This window comes from Enterococcus spodopteracolus (assembly GCF_030441955.1).
Lineage (GTDB): Bacteria > Bacillota > Bacilli > Lactobacillales > Enterococcaceae > Enterococcus_B > Enterococcus_B spodopteracolus.
Genome location: NZ_JARJHD010000002.1, coordinates 199,529 through 217,329 on the forward strand (window position 1 = coordinate 199,529; position 17,801 = coordinate 217,329).

The following is a 17,801-nucleotide window of genomic DNA, read 5'->3' on the forward strand; positions in this document are numbered from 1 at the left end:
CTTATTTCACCTTCTTTTCTAAAACTTTCGCAAATTTTGTCAATGCAGTGATCAAGATCAAGTACATTACTGCGATGATCAAGTAAACATACGTACTTTGAGTGGTCCGAGCAACGATGATTCGTCCTGTTTGTAGCAACTCGACCACACCAATCGCTGAAATGATCGTCGTATCTTTCAATGAAATCACGAATTGGTTGACAAACGATGGGATCATGATTTTAAATGCTTGTGGTAAAATGATTTTTTGCATCGTACGGTTATAAGACAGACCTAAACTTCGTGAAGCTTCCATTTGTCCTGTAGGAACAGCATTGATCCCGCCGCGTACGATTTCGGCAATATAGGCACTCGCGTTCAAGGTCAATGTGATGATCCCTGCAATAAAGTCAGGAATCGTAAAGCCGATGATATTTGGTAGACCGAAAAAGATGAAGAAAGCAAGTACCATCATCGGGATTCCGCGAATGATATCTACATAGATGCTTGCAATTGTTCGTAAGGCGCGGATCGGTGCAACACTGAAAAGACCGAAGATCACGCCGATAACTAAAGCTAGTGCAAATGAAATCAAGGTTAATAGGATCGTTTGCCATAAGCCTTTCAATAACGCTTTGTAATTGTTTTGGATCAAGCCGGTCAATGTCGATTCATCAACAGCTGGTGCTGCTGCACTTTCGTCTGTAGAGATGTATTGATTGATGATCTCGTCATATTGACCTGTTCGTTTTAATTCTTTTAATCCTTCGTTGAACATTTGTAATAATTCAGGATTTTCTCCTTTTTTCACTGCGAAACCATAAGAGCCGCCAGTTTCTCGTTCGATCGGCGTTTCTAATTCCTGACCATTTTTGATCGCATAACCGATTACTGGATAGTCATCCATCATTGCGTCAATTGCTCCGACTCTCAAACTATCATATAGCTGATCTGCAGCATCGAAATATTTGATTTCGTAGCCGTATTTTTCTTGGTTAGCAACCAAGAAATCTGCACTTTCGGTACCGACTTTCGCCCCGACTGTTTTTCCATCTAAGTCTTCATAAGATTTGATCGAAGTATTGCCTTTTTTGACTGCGATTTGGATACCACTTTGGAAATAAGGGTCTGAAAAATCAAACGTTTTTTTACGTTCATCTGTAATCGTCATCCCCGCGATCATTCCATCTGCTTGTCCAGATTCCAATGCTTGTAACGCAGCAGAGAAACCACGGAAGTCCATGCGGATATTGAAACCATGCATTTCTGAGATAGCTTCCATTAAGCTGACATCGATCCCCACATATTCGCCATCCGCATTTTGATACTCGAATGGAGCGAAGGCCGAATCACTTGCAATCACATAAACGTCTTTTTTAGGTTTTATTTTTTGCATCGTCTCGCTAGTTGCTGTAGTCGATTGCGTCTCATCAGCTTGCACAGGCGTGTGCAGAGCGAATGTAACAAGTCCTGTCATTATGAAAAGGAATGTCTGTAACATGTTTCTTTTTTTCATAAATAACCTCCTATATAAATTTCGATAATTTCCAATATTTAACTATTATAGGCGAAAAGATATTCCTAACACAAGATTCCAAGAAAAAATAATTTAAAAAAGTAGCGGTTTATTACATGCCGTGTAATAAAATGTTACATGTGATAAAAGAAAGAGATGACCTATAAGATCTGAAACTTTCAATTGGCGAAAGTATGTTCGCCGTGATATAATAGGAGAACAAGGAATGCCTTTGCTTTCCTTTTCTTTTTTTGATGAAATGAGAGAAGGAATGAACGAAAAGGAGGACGAACAATGATTGAAAGAGATACCTCCCGTCATTTTGAGTTGGTGTCAAAATACCAACCAGCCGGCGATCAACCAGAAGCAATCAAGCAGTTGGTCGAAGGTGTAAATGAGGGTAAAAAAGCGCAGATTTTATTAGGTGCGACTGGAACAGGGAAAACCTATACGATATCTAATTTGATCGAAAAAGTAAATAAACCAACTTTGATCATTGCACATAATAAGACACTAGCTGGCCAATTATATGGGGAATTCAAAGAGTTCTTTCCGAATAATGCGGTCGAATATTTTGTTTCTTACTATGATTATTATCAACCAGAAGCCTATGTACCTTCAAGTGATACGTACATTGAAAAAGATTCAAGTGTCAACGATGAAATCGATAAATTGCGTCATTCCGCCACGAGTTCATTGTTAGAACGAAATGACGTGATTGTGATTGCTTCGGTTTCTTGTATTTTCGGATTAGGTTCACCATTCGAATATCAAAAACAAGTCGTGTCGATCAGACAAGGTGCGGAGATAGACCGTAATCAATTGATTCGAGATCTAGTCAGCATCCAATTTGAGCGAAACGATATTGATTTTCAGCGCGGTCGTTTTCGAGTGCGTGGTGATGTCGTGGAGATCTTTCCAGCTTCACGTGATGAGCGAGCATTACGCGTTGAATTTTTTGGCGATGAAGTCGAAAGAATCCGTGAAGTGAATGCGTTGACAGGTGAAGTATTAGGCGAAACAGAGCACGTCGCTATTTTCCCAGCCACTCACTTTGTGACCGATGACGATCATATGGAACATGCGGTCGCAAATATCAAAGCAGAACTGGAACAACGCTTGACTGTGTTACGTAATGAGAACAAATTACTAGAGGCGCAACGCTTAGAACAACGGACGAACTATGACATCGAGATGATGTTAGAGATGGGCTATACTTCTGGGATCGAAAACTATTCACGTCACATGGATGGTCGTAAAGAAGGCGAACCGCCGTATACGTTATTAGATTTCTTCCCTGAGGATGCGCTGATGGTCATTGATGAATCTCATGTGACGATGCCACAGATTCGTGGAATGTATAACGGAGACCGTGCGAGAAAACAAATGCTCGTCGATTATGGTTTTCGCTTGCCATCAGCACTAGATAACCGTCCCTTGCGTCTAGAAGAATTTGAGAAACATGTCAACCAGATCGTTTATGTTTCTGCAACTCCTGGACCTTATGAGTACGAACAAACAGACACAGTGGTCCAACAAATCATTCGACCTACAGGATTATTAGACCCAGTCATCGAAGTACGACCGATCATGGGTCAAATCGATGATCTAGTAGGTGAAATCAATGAACGGGTCGAAAAAGATCAACGGGTATTCGTGACCACGTTGACGAAAAAGATGTCAGAAGACTTGACCGATTACTTCAAAGAGTTAGGGATCAAAGTGAAATACTTGCATAGTGATATCAAAACATTAGAACGAACAGAGATCATTCGTGACCTTCGTTTAGGTGAGTTCGATGTATTAGTTGGTATCAACTTACTACGTGAAGGATTAGATGTCCCTGAAGTATCGTTAGTTGCTATTTTAGATGCCGATAAAGAAGGGTTCTTACGAAGTGAACGTTCATTAGTCCAAACCATCGGACGTGCGGCACGTAACTCAGAAGGTAAAGTGATCATGTATGCGGACAGAGTCACTGATTCTATGCGTTTGGCCATGGACGAAACGTCAAGACGTCGTAGTATCCAGCAACAATACAATGAGGAACATGGCATCGTTCCGAAAACGATCATCAAAGAAATCCGAGACTTGATCTCGATTACGAAAGAATCAGAAGATGATGCAAAAGAAACGGTACAAGTTTCTTATGAAGAGATGACAAGAGAAGAGAAAGCAACACTATTGATGAAACTAGAAAAAGAAATGAAAGATGCAGCGAAAGCATTGGATTTCGAGACCGCAGCTAATGTGCGTGATATGATTCTTGAATTAAAAGCATCTGAGTAGGGGGTAAACATGGCTAACGATAAAATTATTATTCATGGCGCAAGAGCACACAATTTGAAGAATATTGATGTGACGATCCCACGTGATAAATTCGTGGTCGTCACCGGATTATCCGGTTCAGGGAAAAGTTCACTTGCTTTTGACACATTATACGCAGAGGGACAACGCCGATATGTCGAAAGTTTATCTGCGTATGCCCGTCAATTTTTGGGACAAATGGATAAACCGGATGTTGATAGTATTGATGGACTTAGCCCAGCAATCTCGATCGATCAAAAAACAACCAGTAAAAACCCTCGTTCTACCGTAGGAACAGTGACAGAGATCAACGATTATTTACGTCTATTATTTGCTCGGGTCGGTCATCCAATCTGTCCAAATGACCATATTGAGATCACCAGTCAATCCGTCGAACAAATGGTGGACAAAGTATTAGAACTTCCTGATCGGACGAAGATCCAAATTTTAGCACCAATCATTGTAAAGAAAAAAGGACAACACAAAAAAATATTTGAACGTGTCCAAAAAGAAGGGTATGTTCGTGTTCGTGTAGACGGAGAAACCTATGACGTTAGTGAAGTACCTGAATTAGAGAAAAATAAAAAACACGATATCGCGATCGTGATTGACCGAATCGTGGTCAAAGAAGGCGTCCGCTCTCGTTTATTCGATTCTATCGAAGCAGCTCTTCGTTTAGCGGATGGCTATGTACTGATCGATGTGATCGGAGAAGAAGAAATGCTCTTTAGCGAACATTATGCGTGTCCTTACTGTGGGTTTACAGTGGGAGAATTAGAACCGCGCTTATTTTCTTTCAATGCACCATTTGGAGCATGTCCGGATTGTGATGGTTTGGGTGTCAAATTAGAAGTCGATATCGATCTAGTGATCCCAGATAAAACAAAAACATTGAACGAAGGAGCAATCATCCCTTGGAATCCCATCAGTTCGCAATATTATCCACAAATGTTGGCTCAAGCTTGCGAAAGTTATGGGATCGATATGGATACACCATTCGAAGACTTACCTATTGAACATCAAGAAATCGTGTTGAATGGTACCTCAGAGCCCTTCCATTTCCACTACGAAAATGATTTTGGCGGAGTGAGAGATGGTGAAACGTCATTTGAAGGGGTGATGACCAATATCAAACGTCGCTACCATGATACGAACAGCGATTTTACGAGAGAACAAATGCGTCTTTACATGACAGAATTGACATGTAAGACTTGTGACGGTTATCGATTGAATCCACAAGCTTTATCCGTACAGATCAATGGTACGAATATTGGTCAAACGAATGAGTTGTCGATCCAACATGCCGTTGAATTTTTTAAACATCTAACTTTATCAGAGCAAGAAAAAGTCATCGCTCGTCCGATTCTAAAAGAAGTCAATGACCGTTTGTCATTCTTAGAAAATGTAGGTCTTGATTATTTGACACTTAGTCGTGCTTCGGGCACTTTATCAGGTGGAGAAGCGCAACGGATTCGTTTAGCCACACAAATTGGTTCAAATCTATCGGGAGTTCTTTATATCTTAGATGAACCTTCCATTGGCTTGCATCAACGGGACAACGATCGCTTGATCGGTTCATTGAAGAAAATGCGTGATCTTGGCAATACCTTAGTGGTTGTGGAACATGATGAAGATACAATGCGTGCAGCTGATTATTTGATCGATGTTGGGCCTGGTGCGGGACATCAAGGTGGCGAGATCGTTTCTGCCGGAACGCCAGATCAAGTTGCTAAGGATAAACATTCATTGACTGGACAATATCTGTCTGGTAAAAAATCGATCCCTGTTCCTGAAACAAGACGAAAAGGTACCGGTAAAGTGATCAAGATCACGGGTGCGACAGAAAACAACTTGAAAAACGTGTCCGTCGAGTTTCCTTTGGGTGAGTTCGTGGCAGTCACTGGAGTCTCTGGTTCAGGGAAAAGTACGCTTGTGAACAGTATCTTGAAGAAGGCATTAGCACAAAAAATCAATCGTAATTCAGCCAAACCAGGAAAGTTCAAAACGATAACTGGTTATGAAGGAATCGAAAAAATCATTGATATCGATCAAAGTCCGATCGGTCGGACACCAAGAAGTAATCCGGCGACTTATACGAGTGTCTTTGATGATATCCGTGATCTGTTTGCTCAAACTAATGAAGCGAAGATGCGTGGCTACAAAAAAGGTCGTTTTAGTTTCAACGTGAAAGGTGGACGCTGTGAAGCTTGCCGCGGGGATGGGATCATCAAGATCGAAATGCATTTCTTACCAGATGTGTATGTCCCATGCGAAGTCTGTCATGGGAAACGTTATAACTCAGAGACACTAGAAGTTCATTATAAAGGAAAAAGTATTGCGGATATCTTAGAGATGACGGTTGAAGATGCGGTTGAGTTTTTCCAACCGATCCCTAAGATCCATCGCAAACTACAAACGATCGTTGATGTTGGTTTAGGGTATGTCACGATGGGACAACCAGCAACGACATTGTCCGGCGGAGAGGCACAACGAATGAAACTTGCGAGTGAACTGCACAAAATTTCTAATGGGAAGAATTTCTATATTTTAGATGAGCCGACTACAGGGCTTCACACTGATGACATTGCTCGATTATTGCATGTTTTGCAACGATTGGTTGATGCAGGGAATACTGTGTTAGTCATTGAACACAATTTAGACGTCATCAAAACGGCGGATCATTTGATCGATCTAGGACCTGAAGGTGGCGAAGGTGGCGGTACGATCCTAGCGACTGGTACACCAGAGGAATTAGTGAAAGTCAAAGAAAGCTATACAGGACATTATTTGAAAAAAATCATGGAAAAATAATAAAAGTGATGATGATAGTTAAAAAAATATTAAAAGAATACAATATGTATTGTTTTCTTTTAATGAGTAATCTAGAATATTTTATATGGTAGTTCTTTCTACACTTATTGGTATAGATAAAAACTTCCTATAAGTTCAATCCGTTCAAAAAAGAATTGAGCAATCGGAGGAGATTCCTTTGATTGCTTTTTTCTTTATGGTATGATATTCCTTGTGTAATTGTAATATAAAAAACAAGAGATTATTAAGTTAGTGAGAGATAATGATGAACAGTAATGAAAAAAATGAATTTATCCCTATTTTATTAGGTAGCGATATGAACGTTTATGGTATGGCCCGTTCATTTCACGAGGCATATGGCACAGTTTGTCAATCCTATGCGTCGAATCAATTAGCGCCTACCCGCTATAGCAAAATCGTAAACGTTGAAGTGATTCCAGGATTTGATCAAGATCCGGTTTTTATAGAGACGATGAGACGTTTAGCAAAAGAAAAATATACGGATAAAAATAAAAAATATTTACTGATAGCTTGTGGCGATGGATATGCCGAGTTGATTTCTCAGCATAAAGAGGAGCTGTCTGAAACTTTTATATGTCCTTATATCGATTATTCACTTTTCGAACGATTAGTGAATAAAGTGAGTTTTTATGAGATATGTGAAGAATATCAGCTACCTTATCCCAAAACATTGATCATTCGAAAAGAAATGTTGAACAATGGCCGCTTAGAACAAGAATTACCTTTCAATTTTCCTGTAGCATTAAAACCGGCAAATAGTGTGGAATATTTATCTGTCCAATTTGAGGGACGAAAAAAAGCGTTCATTATTGATAATCGTGAGGAATTTGATTTGATGTTAGGTCGGATCTATGAAGCGGGTTATACGAGCGAAATGATCGCACAAGATTTTATTCCTGGGGATGACAGCAATATGCGTGTCTTGAATGCCTACGTTGATGACCAGCATCAAGTAAGAATGATGTGTTTAGGACATCCATTACTTGAAGACCCGACACCGGCGTCTATCGGAAACTATGTGGTGATCATGCCTGACTATAATGAGAAGATCTACCAAACGATCAAAGCATTCCTAGAAAAAATCGAGTACACTGGTTTTGCCAACTTCGACATGAAATATGACCCACGAGATGGGGAATATAAATTATTTGAGATTAATCTTCGTCAAGGAAGAAGTAGTTTCTTTGTTACGCTTAATGGCCTAAATTTAGCACGTTTTCTAACAGAAGACCGTGTCTTTGGTGTGCCATTCGTGGAAACGACCTATGGAACGAACCAATCAGATCAAGCGAAGTTATGGCTTGGCGTGCCTAAAAAAGTCTTTTTGACTTATGCCAAAGAGAACGAACAAAAACAACGTGCCTTGAAGTTGATCAAAGAAAAACGCTATGGAACGACTGTGTTTTATGAGAAAGATCATTCACTTAAACGCTGGGTATTGATGACTTATATGTTCCGAAACTATATTCCAAGATTTAAAAAATACTTTCATTCGAAAGAAGGCTAGTTCATGGAGAATTTTTTCAGCATCTTAGGTGGGATGGGAACGATGGCAACGGAAAGCTTTGTCCGTTTGATCAATCATCGTGTCAAAGCCGCCAAAGATCAGGATTATTTGAACTATGTATTGTTCAATCATGCGACAGTTCCTGATCGAACGGCCTACATTTTGGATCAAACAAAAGAAAATCCTGTCCCTTATTTAGTAGAGGATGTCAAAAAGCAAAATTTACTACAACCGAATTTCATTGTTTTGACTTGTAATACAGCTCATTACTTTTTTGATGATTTACAAGCAGAGACAACGATTCCGATTTTGCATATGCCACGAGAAGCGGCAAAAGAGCTTGTCCGTCAAAAAACAACGGGTAAAGTAGCTGTTTTAGCAACTCAAGGAAGTATTCTTGCCGGTGTTTACGAAAAAGAGATCAAAGCATTAGGTTTTGACGTGGTGATTCCTGATCAAGGACTACAAGAAAAAGTGAACTACTTGATTTATCATGAAATCAAAGAAGCGGATCGATTGAACAAAGAACTTTATTTTGAGATTCTAGAAGAAGTTGTTCAACGCTTGTCGTGTGAAAAGATCATCTTAGGCTGTACAGAATTGTCTTTGATGCAAGAAGTTGCCTCCGATAATCCTTATCCTGTGATCGATGCGCAGTCGATATTAGCTGATCGAACAATCGAGATGGCACTATCTGCTCGAAAGTAAGATACGTTTTGAGTGTCATAATAGTTGTGGGCTGAGTTTGATCCGCAGGGGTTCAGCTCCTATAAATTAGTGCAAAAAGAGTTGGAAACAGAAGTGTTTCCCCTCGAGAACTAAGACGCCATCCACGAAAATTGTTCTTCAAATTTTTGTGGATGGCGTCTTAGTTCCGAAGAAGATACTTTTGTTCCCGCTGTTTATTCGGTTTTAGAATGTGTAAGAGGACTACTGTCCCCCTCACTTTCCGTGCTTATTTTTAAGTCATTTGTTTTTGCTTCACTGTCTTTGAATAAAATCAAAAGAAATCGAATTCAAACTAGTAATGATACGCCCGGAATGATATAATTTTATAGGAGAACGAGAGAGGAGGCCATACGGATGGCTGATAATTTAGAACTAGTAATCATTACAGGAATGAGCGGTGCAGGTAAAACTGTGGCGATTCAAAGTTTTGAAGATATGGGGTACTTTTGTATCGATAATATGCCCCCAACACTGATCCCGAAATTCTGGGAACTGATCAAGGAATCGGGGAAAGTCACAAAAATGGCACTTGGTGTGGATCTACGTTCACGCTCTTTCTTTGAAGAGATCCAAAGTATGTTGATCGAGATCGAAAATACAAATTTCATCGATACCTCTGTCTTATTTTTAGATGCTTCTGATGAAGAGTTGGTTGCTCGTTATAAAGAAACCAGAAGAACACATCCGATGGCGATGGATGGTCTAGTTACGGAAGGTATTCGTAAGGAACGGGCGATTTTAAATGACATCAAAGCACAAGCTTCGGTCATTATTGATACAACGACTTTAACTCCACGACAACTACGTGAAAAAATCAATCAAACATTTAAAACAAAAGATGATCAAGGATTTCGCATCGAGTTTGTTTCGTTTGGTTTCAAATATGGATTACCAATTGATTCAGATATTGTGATGGATGTTCGCTTTTTACCGAACCCTCATTATATCGCTGATTTAAGGCCATTGACTGGAAAAGATAAACCAGTATATGATTACGTCATGTCCTTTGACGAAACAGAATTATTTTATTTGAAATTCCTGGATTTATTAAAGACAGTCATGCCAGGATATATCAAAGAAGGAAAAAGCAGTTTGACTGTAGCAATTGGCTGTACGGGTGGACAACACCGTTCAGTTGCTTTAACAGAGAGGTTATCTCAAGCGCTTAGTGAAACATATAAAGTCAATGTAACTCATCGTGACAAAGATAAGCGCAAAGAGACGGTGAACCGCTCATGAAAATGAAAACTTACCGAATTCGAAAACCCAAAATCGTTGTAGTCGGAGGCGGTACAGGCTTACCTGTTATTTTGAAAAGTCTGCGTAATCAAGGAGCCGATATCACGGCAATCGTGACCGTCGCTGATGATGGCGGTAGTAGTGGTGAGATTCGCCAGTCGATTGCGATGGCTCCTCCAGGTGATTTAAGAAATGTGTTAGTCTCGCTATCTGATATGCCTCAATTTTACGAAGATATCTTTCAGTACCGTTTCAAAAAAGAAGACCAATTTTTAGCCAATCATACCATAGGTAACTTGATCATTGCGGCAGTTGCTGAAATGAGAGGGAGTACTTATGAAGCAGTGCAACTATTGTCTCGAATGATGCACGTGGATGGACACATTTATCCTTCTTCTGAAACGCCGTTGACCTTACATGCGGTGTTTAAAGATGGAACGACAGCGATCGGAGAATCTAAAATCGCTCTTGACCGCAAAACGATCGATCGGGTATTCGTGCGTAATACAGAAGACGACAGTGAAGCCAAAGCAGGCCGCAAAGTTGTTTCTGCGATCATGGAAGCAGATATGGTCGTCTTAGGGCCGGGAAGCTTGTTCACGAGTATTCTTCCTAACTTAGTCATACCAGAAGTTGGTGAAGCCATGCTTCAAACGAAAGCAGAGGTCGTGTACATTTGTAATATCATGACACAAAAAGGGGAAACAGAACATTTTTCAGATGCAGACCATATTCGTGTGCTGCATCAACATTTAGACCAACCCTTTATCGATACTGTTTTAGTCAATACAGAAAAAGTACCAAAAGATTACATGGACCCGGAGATCTACGATGAATACCTTGTCCAAGTAGCACATGATTTTAATGGCTTAAGAGAAGAAAATTGTCGGGTCATCTCGACTGATTTTTTAGAGTTGAAAAATGGCGGGGTCTTCCATGATGGTGAAAAGGTGGTCGAAGAACTATTTCGCATCGTCTTTGGCTCAAAGTAATTAAAGGAAAAATTTTGTGAAAAGGAGGTGGATAACGTGTCATTTGCAGCTGAAGTCAAGAAGGAATTGACTGGTTTGGAAGTCCATCGAGAACATGCAAAAGCGGAATTAGCCGCGTTATTACGAATGAATGGCTCACTTGGAATCGTCAACCAGCAATTCATCTTGAATGTACAGACAGAAAACGCCGCAATTGCTCGACGGATCTACTCACTTTTAAAAGATCATTACCAAGTACGAAGCGAACTGCTCGTACGCAAGAAAATGAAATTAAAGAAGAATAATGTCTACATCGTTCGCTTGAAACAAGGAACAAAAAATGTATTGATGGATCTGGATATCATGGATGGTATGATGTTCAATGGGCATGTTTCCGATGAGATCATGGGAAATGCACAAAAGATGCGTTCATATTTACGTGGCGCATTTATGGCGTCGGGTTCCGTCAATAACCCGGAAACAAGTCGTTATCACTTAGAGATTTATTCGATCTATGAACAACATAACCAAGATATTTGTAATATGTTGAATTATTATGGTTTACACGCGCGTACACTAGAAAGACGTAATGGCTTTATCTCTTATTTAAAAGGGGCCGAAAAAATTGCAGATTTCTTGACTCTGATTGGGGCAACAAATTCGATGTTGCGATTTGAAGATGTGCGGATCGTGCGTGATATGAGAAATTCAGTGAACCGGTTAGTCAATTGTGAGACGGCTAACCTGAACAAAACTATTGATGCAGCATCAAAGCAGATCGAGAATATTGAATTGATCGAAGCACGAGTGGGGTTACAAGCACTTCCGGAAAAGTTACAAGAAATTGCTGAATTACGTTTGCAACATCCTGAAGTCAGTTTAAAAGAACTAGGAGAAATGATCCCATCCGGGGCGATCTCGAAATCAGGGATCAATCATCGGATTCGAAAAATCAACGAATTTGCTGAAAAATTAAAGGAACAAGCATCCTAACGAACAATGAATGTATTGTTCATTCAATCGAAATATAAACATATTGTGGTTTGACTAATTTGTCTTTTGCTTTTAGGGTTCATCGAAGCAAGTGGATAGATGTCAGACCACTTTTTTCCTTTTCTTAAAAATGAGCATGAATCTAAAGTTTAGGTATTTATAACGAATGTAAATTAGTGATAGTGAGGAGGAGAGTGCATTACGGAAGAACCACATAAAAGTAATAGATCTAAAATAGATGAACTATATCCTACAAGAGACCTAAAAGAAAAGCGTGATCAAGCCATTTATCGTGAATTAATATCAGGTCAGTTAGAGAAAGACATCATGAACAAGTATCAAATCAGCAGAGAGCGCCTCTATATAACCAAGAAAAAGCTGGCAGTTCAAGAGATAATCGGGCAAAAAAATTGCCTACCGGTTGAAATTGACAGGCTCACAAGGTCGTAAGTAACGAAATGACTATATTTATACTGTATTATCAAAAAATGGAGAGATAGCAGCATTAGCTACCGAATTTCAGATGAGTGAAAAGCAAATCTTGCAAATTCGCAATAAAAGGATCGAGTTTAAAAGAAGTAGCAAAAGATTCACAGTTATCAGTCAATAAAGTCCATTCAATCAGAAATGAACCGATTGTCGAACGATTGAAAGAACAACATCCTGTAGAAATTTCCAGAGATTTCAATTTATCAATGGAACAAGTATTTTTTGATCAAGCAATGTTCGCTAGAATCAAATAGTAAGACAAAAGAGTTGTCTCCCGCGAACAAAAATCTCTTGGATCAACTAGAAGAATGCAAAGCGAAGGTGCTAAGTTTACTTGAAGAAAGAAAAACAACAAAAGCTGTAGTACAAGAATTAATGATCAGTCATCGATATCCGTAATCGTGAAATCGAAAAACCATTCGAAGCTGGACAGACTGGCCAAGAAGAATATCAAGCGAGTCCTGCAAGAAAAACCGCAACAGTTTCGTTGAAGTAAAAATACTTTCTTACTCCAACGATCAAAAATAGACCGAAAAAGACAATCTTTTTTCGGTCTATTTTTGATCTTGAACATCGGGAATGAACAAATGATGATTTATTTAACCAATTCACTCAATTCTTCTGGTGTGATCGATTCATCAAAGATATGTTCATCGATGATTACAGTAGGGACGAATTGGATGTGAGCAGCATTTGCTTCATCGATGATTGCTTGAGTAGTTGCTTGGTCTTCTTGTTCAGTTAAACCAAGTGTTTCTCTTGCATATTCGGCGATGCCGTCTAAATCAAGTTGTTTCCATTCATCTTGCGCATCGAAAATCGCTTTGATTTGTTTTAATGCGACTTTTCCATCCGTCGTAGTGATATGATGATGCATCACATTTCCTTTTTGTAAACTAGGTTTTTCTTTGTCGAACAATTTGATGATTCGTAAGAGTCTTCCCGAGTGAACCGCCTCTTCTAAAATATCATAAGATTCGATAAACCATTGTCGACAATAAGGACAAGCAAGATTGACAAATTCGATCATTTGTTTTGGTGCATCTTCGTTTCCGTACATAATTCCAGTAGTTTTGTTTGTTTTTGTTGCATCAATAATTGAAATATCCATTTTTTAACACCTCTTTATTCTATTGTAATAACTTTGCCCTAAAAAAGACAATGATTTGTTCAAAGAAATAAGTGTATGTGAATAGTCAATCTCTCCTAGATTATAAAGTTAAAAGTTGTGAGAAAGAAAAAGCTATTTTTTATTTTCTACCTGTCGATTCTAGTCGAAGCATTTCTGTCATATCTATAGCATGTGATTTTTCTTTCAAAATTAGGAGGTTTTCTTTGTACGTTTACGGTATAATAATAAAAGTTATTTAGATAAATTGAGCAAAGGTGATGAAACATGCGAAAAATGAAGACAATGGATGGGAATACTGCTGCTGCATATATTTCATATGCCTTTACAGAATTAGCGGCGATCTATCCAATTACGCCTAGTTCAACAATGGCTGAATTGGTTGATCAATGGGCAGCTTCAGGTAAAAAAAATATTTTCGGACAACCAGTTAAAGTCGTAGAGATGCAATCAGAAGCTGGTGCTGCTGGTGTCGTACATGGTTCACTAAAAACCGGAGCATTGACAACAACGTACACTGCTTCACAAGGATTATTATTGATGATCCCAAATATGTATAAGATAGCCGGTGAACTTTTACCTAGTGTTTTTCACGTAGCTAGTCGAGCGGTGACGACGAATGCGTTGAATATTTTTGGTGATCATGGCGATGTGATGGCCGCTCGTCAAACAGGATTTGCGATGCTTGCGGAAAGCAGCGTCCAAGAAGTGATGGATTTAGCGCCAGTTGCGCATCTAGCTTCCTTAGAAGGAGAAATCCCTTTCGTCAACTTTTTTGATGGTTTTCGAACGAGTCATGAAATCCAAAAAATTGAAGTGTTGGAATATGATGAATTAGCTCCTTTGATTCCTCAAGAAAAATTGGAGGCCTTCCGTGAACGTAGAATGAATCCTAATCGGCCGACGACCAGTGGTATGAATCAAAACCCTGATATCCACTTTCAACAACGAGAAACGATCAACCGATACTATAATCGTTTGCCTCAAATCGTGAAAAAGTATATGGATAAAATCAATGAACTCCGAGGAACTTCTTATGATCTGGTCACTTATTATGGCGCGGCTGACGCAGAAGAAGTCATTATTTCAATGGGATCAGTTGCGCAAACGATCCAACAAACAGTTGATTACATGAACCAAAACGGTCGTAAAGTCGGCTTCTTGAATATCCACTTATATCGTCCGTTCCCAATTGAAACATTGATCGAAAAACTACCGAATTCCGTAAAGGCAATTGCTGTTCTAGATCGCAGTAAAGAGCCGGGAGCAGGTGGAGAACCTTTATTATTAGACGTTCAAAGTGCGTTATATGATGCAGAACGTCATCTGAAAGTGATCGGCGGACGTTATGGCATTGGTTCAAAAGATGTCACCCCTGATCAGATTGTAGCAGTATATGATGAATTGAAAAAAGAAAAAACGGATATGAAGAAACGCTTCACGATCGGTATCATTGATGATTTAACATACTGTTCTTTGGAAGTTGGCCCATCGCTTGATTTGACCGAAGCGAATACTTACCAAGCGAAATTCTGGGGATTTGGATCCGATGGAACTGTTGGAGCAAATAAATCAGCGATCAAAATCATTGGTGACCATACAAACAAATACGCACAAGGCTATTTTTACTATGATTCAAAAAAATCAGGTGGACTGACTGTTTCTCATTTGCGTTTTGGGGATACACCGATCCGTTCGACTTATTTAGTCGAACATGCCGATTTTGTAGCTTGTCATACTCCTGCTTATCTTCACAGCTATGATTTAGTCAAAGGATTGAAATCTAAAGGGACTTTCTTATTGAATACACTTTGGTCAGACGAACAACTAGCTACGCATCTACCGACCCATTTAAAACGGTATTTAGCTGAAAATGAGATCCAATTTTATACGATCAATGCGATGCGCTTGGCGCAAGAAGTAGGTCTAGGTCGGCGGATCAATACGGCGATGGAAACAGCATTTTTCAAGTTGGCGAATATCATACCATTTGAAGAAGTCCTGCCGATTTTGAAAGAGGAAGCATTGAAGAGTTATGGTCATAAATCAATGGCGATCGTTGAAAAAAACATCAAGGCGATCGATCGTACAGTGGAATTGTTGCATAAAGTCGAAGTGCCGACTGAATGGGCAACATTGGTGCTTCCTGATAAGGAGAAAAATACTCAAAATCGCTATATTAGAGACATCCTTGAACCAATCAATGCTCAAGAAGGAAATCAGCTCTCAGTGAGGACTTTAGCAGAAAACGGAATGATACGAGGCGATATGCCTTTAGGAACCGCTGCTTACGAAAAACGCGGGGTGGCACTTGAAGTACCTGAATGGATCAGTGAGCGTTGTACGATGTGTAATGAATGTTCTTTCGTTTGTCCTCATGCAGCGATTCGTCCATTCTTAGCCGATGAGGAAGAACTGGAAGAAGCACCAGAAGGGTTTATTGTTCGAGAAATGCGTGGACCAGATGGTTTGAAGTATCGTATCCAAGTATCTGTCGAAGACTGTACCGGTTGTGGCCTATGTGTTGAAGCTTGTCCAGCAAAAGGTAAAGCACTCGTGATGAAGCCTTATGAAGAACAGAAGAAACAAGCAATCAACTGGGCATTTGCGATGACCTTGCGACAAAAAGAAAATCCGATCAAAGGCAAAAATACAGTGCTATCAACACAGTTCAATCAACCTTTATTAGAATTTTCTGGGGCATGTTCCGGTTGTGGGGAAACGCCTTACGTGAAGCTATTGACACAGATGTTCGGTGACCGTATGATGATCGCCAACGCGACAGGCTGTTCATCTATTTGGGGCGGAGCAGCGCCGGCTTCACCATTTACCACAAATGATTGTGGGCAAGGACCTGCATGGTCAAATTCATTATTAGAAGACAATGCTGAATTTGGTTATGGGATGCTTTTAGCCGCACAAACAAGAAGAGAAGATTTAGCAGAAACGTTGAAAAAAGTGATGCCTAAAGTCTCTTTAGAACTACGTGAATTGATGGAAGATTGGTTGGCGCATATGTTTGAAAGTGAAGGAACCCAACAGCGGGCAGCTAAATTACTTGCGGCAATCGAAAATGAGCTTGAAGTTGTTCCTGAATTACAAGCGATCTACCAGGAAAAAGATCTATTTGTCAAAAATAGTCAATGGATGATCGGTGGCGATGGCTGGGCGTATGATATCGGTTTTGGCGGAATCGATCACGTCTTGGCAAGTGGCGCAGATGTAAACATTTTAGTCATGGATAACGAAGTCTATTCCAATACAGGTGGACAAGTCTCGAAAGCTACACCTGCTTCAGCAATCGCTAAATTCTCAGCAAATGGGAAATATGCATCGAAGAAAGATCTAGGCATGATGGCGATGACGTATGGGAATGTGTATGTAGCACAGATCGCTTCAGGCGCAAATCAAATGCAAACGATCAAAGCATTTGAAGAAGCAGAAAAATTCCCTGGACCATCGTTGATCATTGCGTATACGCCATGTATTGCTCATGGGTTACTAGGTGGAATGAAAGAATCGATCAAAGAAGCAAAAGAAGCAGTGGCTTCAGGCTATTGGTCGTTGTATCGCTATAATCCTGAATTGATCGAAAAGAATAAAACGCCGATGACACTAGACTATAAAAAGCCTGATTTTACAATGATGGCTGACTTCATGCGCAAGCAAGTCCGTTTTTCATCGCTTGAAACGATCCACCCGCAGGCAGCGGAGCAGTTATTCAATAAAACGATCCAAGATGCAAAAAAACGGTTTTACAACTATGCGGCGATGACTGGTCAATTAGAAAAAATCAAAGCAAAGATCGAACCGACAGAAGGTACTGACAGTCCAGAGATCGAAAAAACGAGAGTCAAAAAAGACCGAACGGTTGATCCGGAAGCAGAAGCTAGACGTGCTGCCAGACGTGCCGCTAGAGCGGAACGAAGAAAAACCAAAGAATGATAAAACGAAACGATCCAAGGAAATAGAATAACTTATTGGTGAATAAATTGAAAATGTAAATTTCTTGAAAAAAATTGGTTTTTGTTAGGAAATTCCAAGCAGATAAGTCTCTTCTGGTGAAACATATGATATACTAAAGAGGAAATCTCAAAAGAGAAGAGAGGC

Annotated in this window: 11 protein-coding genes; 9 read left to right on the forward strand and 2 right to left on the reverse strand. The window is 39.8% G+C overall.

Annotation, left to right across the window (positions count from 1 at the left end):
• Position 1: 1 nt before the first annotated feature.
• A complete protein-coding gene (locus P3R27_RS03900) occupies positions 2 to 1,495 on the reverse strand; it encodes an amino acid ABC transporter substrate-binding protein/permease (protein ID WP_080693175.1) in 1,494 nt (497 codons plus the stop codon).
• A 294-nt stretch (positions 1,496 to 1,789) separates the two neighbouring features.
• On the opposite strand from P3R27_RS03900, the gene uvrB reads away from it, so the two are divergent.
• The 8 genes from uvrB to P3R27_RS03940 all read left to right on the forward strand — a co-directional run bounded on the left by uvrB (position 1,790) and on the right by P3R27_RS03940 (position 12,816).
• The gene (uvrB, locus tag P3R27_RS03905; RefSeq protein ID WP_126134150.1) at positions 1,790 to 3,784 is read left to right on the forward strand and encodes an excinuclease ABC subunit UvrB; all 1,995 of its coding nucleotides are present in this window, start codon (positions 1,790 to 1,792) and stop codon (positions 3,782 to 3,784) included.
• Between the two features lie 9 nt (positions 3,785 to 3,793).
• Positions 3,794 to 6,613, forward strand: coding sequence for an excinuclease ABC subunit UvrA (uvrA, locus tag P3R27_RS03910; protein WP_301357039.1), 2,820 nt, complete (start codon positions 3,794 to 3,796; stop codon positions 6,611 to 6,613).
• 262 nt (positions 6,614 to 6,875) lie between these two features.
• On the forward strand, positions 6,876 to 8,141 hold the full coding sequence (locus tag P3R27_RS03915; RefSeq protein WP_126134148.1) for a D-aspartate ligase: 1,266 nt from the start codon (positions 6,876 to 6,878) through the stop codon (positions 8,139 to 8,141).
• A gap of 3 nt (positions 8,142 to 8,144) precedes the next feature.
• Positions 8,145 to 8,849 carry an amino acid racemase gene (locus P3R27_RS03920; RefSeq protein WP_034689602.1) on the forward strand — a complete coding sequence of 235 codons (705 nt, stop codon included), beginning with the start codon at positions 8,145 to 8,147 and terminating at the stop codon, positions 8,847 to 8,849.
• Between the two features lie 375 nt (positions 8,850 to 9,224).
• Positions 9,225 to 10,109: an RNase adapter RapZ gene (gene rapZ / locus P3R27_RS03925; protein ID WP_010735232.1), complete on the forward strand. Its 885-nt coding sequence runs from the start codon at positions 9,225 to 9,227 to the stop codon at positions 10,107 to 10,109.
• The gene (locus tag P3R27_RS03930) at positions 10,106 to 11,101 is read left to right on the forward strand and encodes a gluconeogenesis factor YvcK family protein (protein WP_034689601.1); all 996 of its coding nucleotides are present in this window, start codon (positions 10,106 to 10,108) and stop codon (positions 11,099 to 11,101) included. Before rapZ ends, P3R27_RS03930 begins: the two co-directional genes overlap by 4 nt.
• A 36-nt stretch (positions 11,102 to 11,137) precedes the next feature.
• Positions 11,138 to 12,073: a DNA-binding protein WhiA gene (gene whiA, locus P3R27_RS03935; protein WP_034689600.1), complete on the forward strand. Its 936-nt coding sequence runs from the start codon at positions 11,138 to 11,140 to the stop codon at positions 12,071 to 12,073.
• Positions 12,074 to 12,600: 527 nt separating this feature from the next.
• Positions 12,601 to 12,816: a hypothetical protein gene (locus P3R27_RS03940; protein ID WP_126134147.1), complete on the forward strand. Its 216-nt coding sequence runs from the start codon at positions 12,601 to 12,603 to the stop codon at positions 12,814 to 12,816.
• A 341-nt stretch (positions 12,817 to 13,157) separates the two neighbouring features.
• Here the strand turns inward: P3R27_RS03940 and P3R27_RS03945 are convergent, their stop codons facing one another.
• On the reverse strand, positions 13,158 to 13,673 hold the full coding sequence (locus P3R27_RS03945) for a DsbA family protein (RefSeq protein WP_034689597.1): 516 nt from the start codon (positions 13,671 to 13,673) through the stop codon (positions 13,158 to 13,160).
• A gap of 285 nt (positions 13,674 to 13,958) precedes the next feature.
• Between P3R27_RS03945 and nifJ the strand changes: the two genes are divergently transcribed.
• A complete protein-coding gene (gene nifJ, locus P3R27_RS03950) occupies positions 13,959 to 17,636 on the forward strand; it encodes a pyruvate:ferredoxin (flavodoxin) oxidoreductase (RefSeq protein WP_301356712.1) in 3,678 nt (1,225 codons plus the stop codon).
• Positions 17,637 to 17,801 lie beyond the last annotated feature (165 nt).

Bases quoted from the DNA above. Each gene is read 5' to 3' on its own strand.
- P3R27_RS03900 (WP_080693175.1), bottom strand. From the start codon at position 1,495: ATGAAAAAAAGAAACATGTTACAGACATTCCTTTTCATAATGACAGGA.
- uvrB (WP_126134150.1), top strand. From the start codon at position 1,790: ATGATTGAAAGAGATACCTCCCGTCATTTTGAGTTGGTGTCAAAATAC.
- uvrA (WP_301357039.1), top strand. From the start codon at position 3,794: ATGGCTAACGATAAAATTATTATTCATGGCGCAAGAGCACACAATTTG.
- P3R27_RS03915 (WP_126134148.1), top strand. From the start codon at position 6,876: ATGATGAACAGTAATGAAAAAAATGAATTTATCCCTATTTTATTAGGT.
- P3R27_RS03920 (WP_034689602.1), top strand. From the start codon at position 8,145: ATGGAGAATTTTTTCAGCATCTTAGGTGGGATGGGAACGATGGCAACG.
- rapZ (WP_010735232.1), top strand. From the start codon at position 9,225: ATGGCTGATAATTTAGAACTAGTAATCATTACAGGAATGAGCGGTGCA.
- P3R27_RS03930 (WP_034689601.1), top strand. From the start codon at position 10,106: ATGAAAATGAAAACTTACCGAATTCGAAAACCCAAAATCGTTGTAGTC.
- P3R27_RS03945 (WP_034689597.1), bottom strand. From the start codon at position 13,673: ATGGATATTTCAATTATTGATGCAACAAAAACAAACAAAACTACTGGA.
- nifJ (WP_301356712.1), top strand. From the start codon at position 13,959: ATGCGAAAAATGAAGACAATGGATGGGAATACTGCTGCTGCATATATT.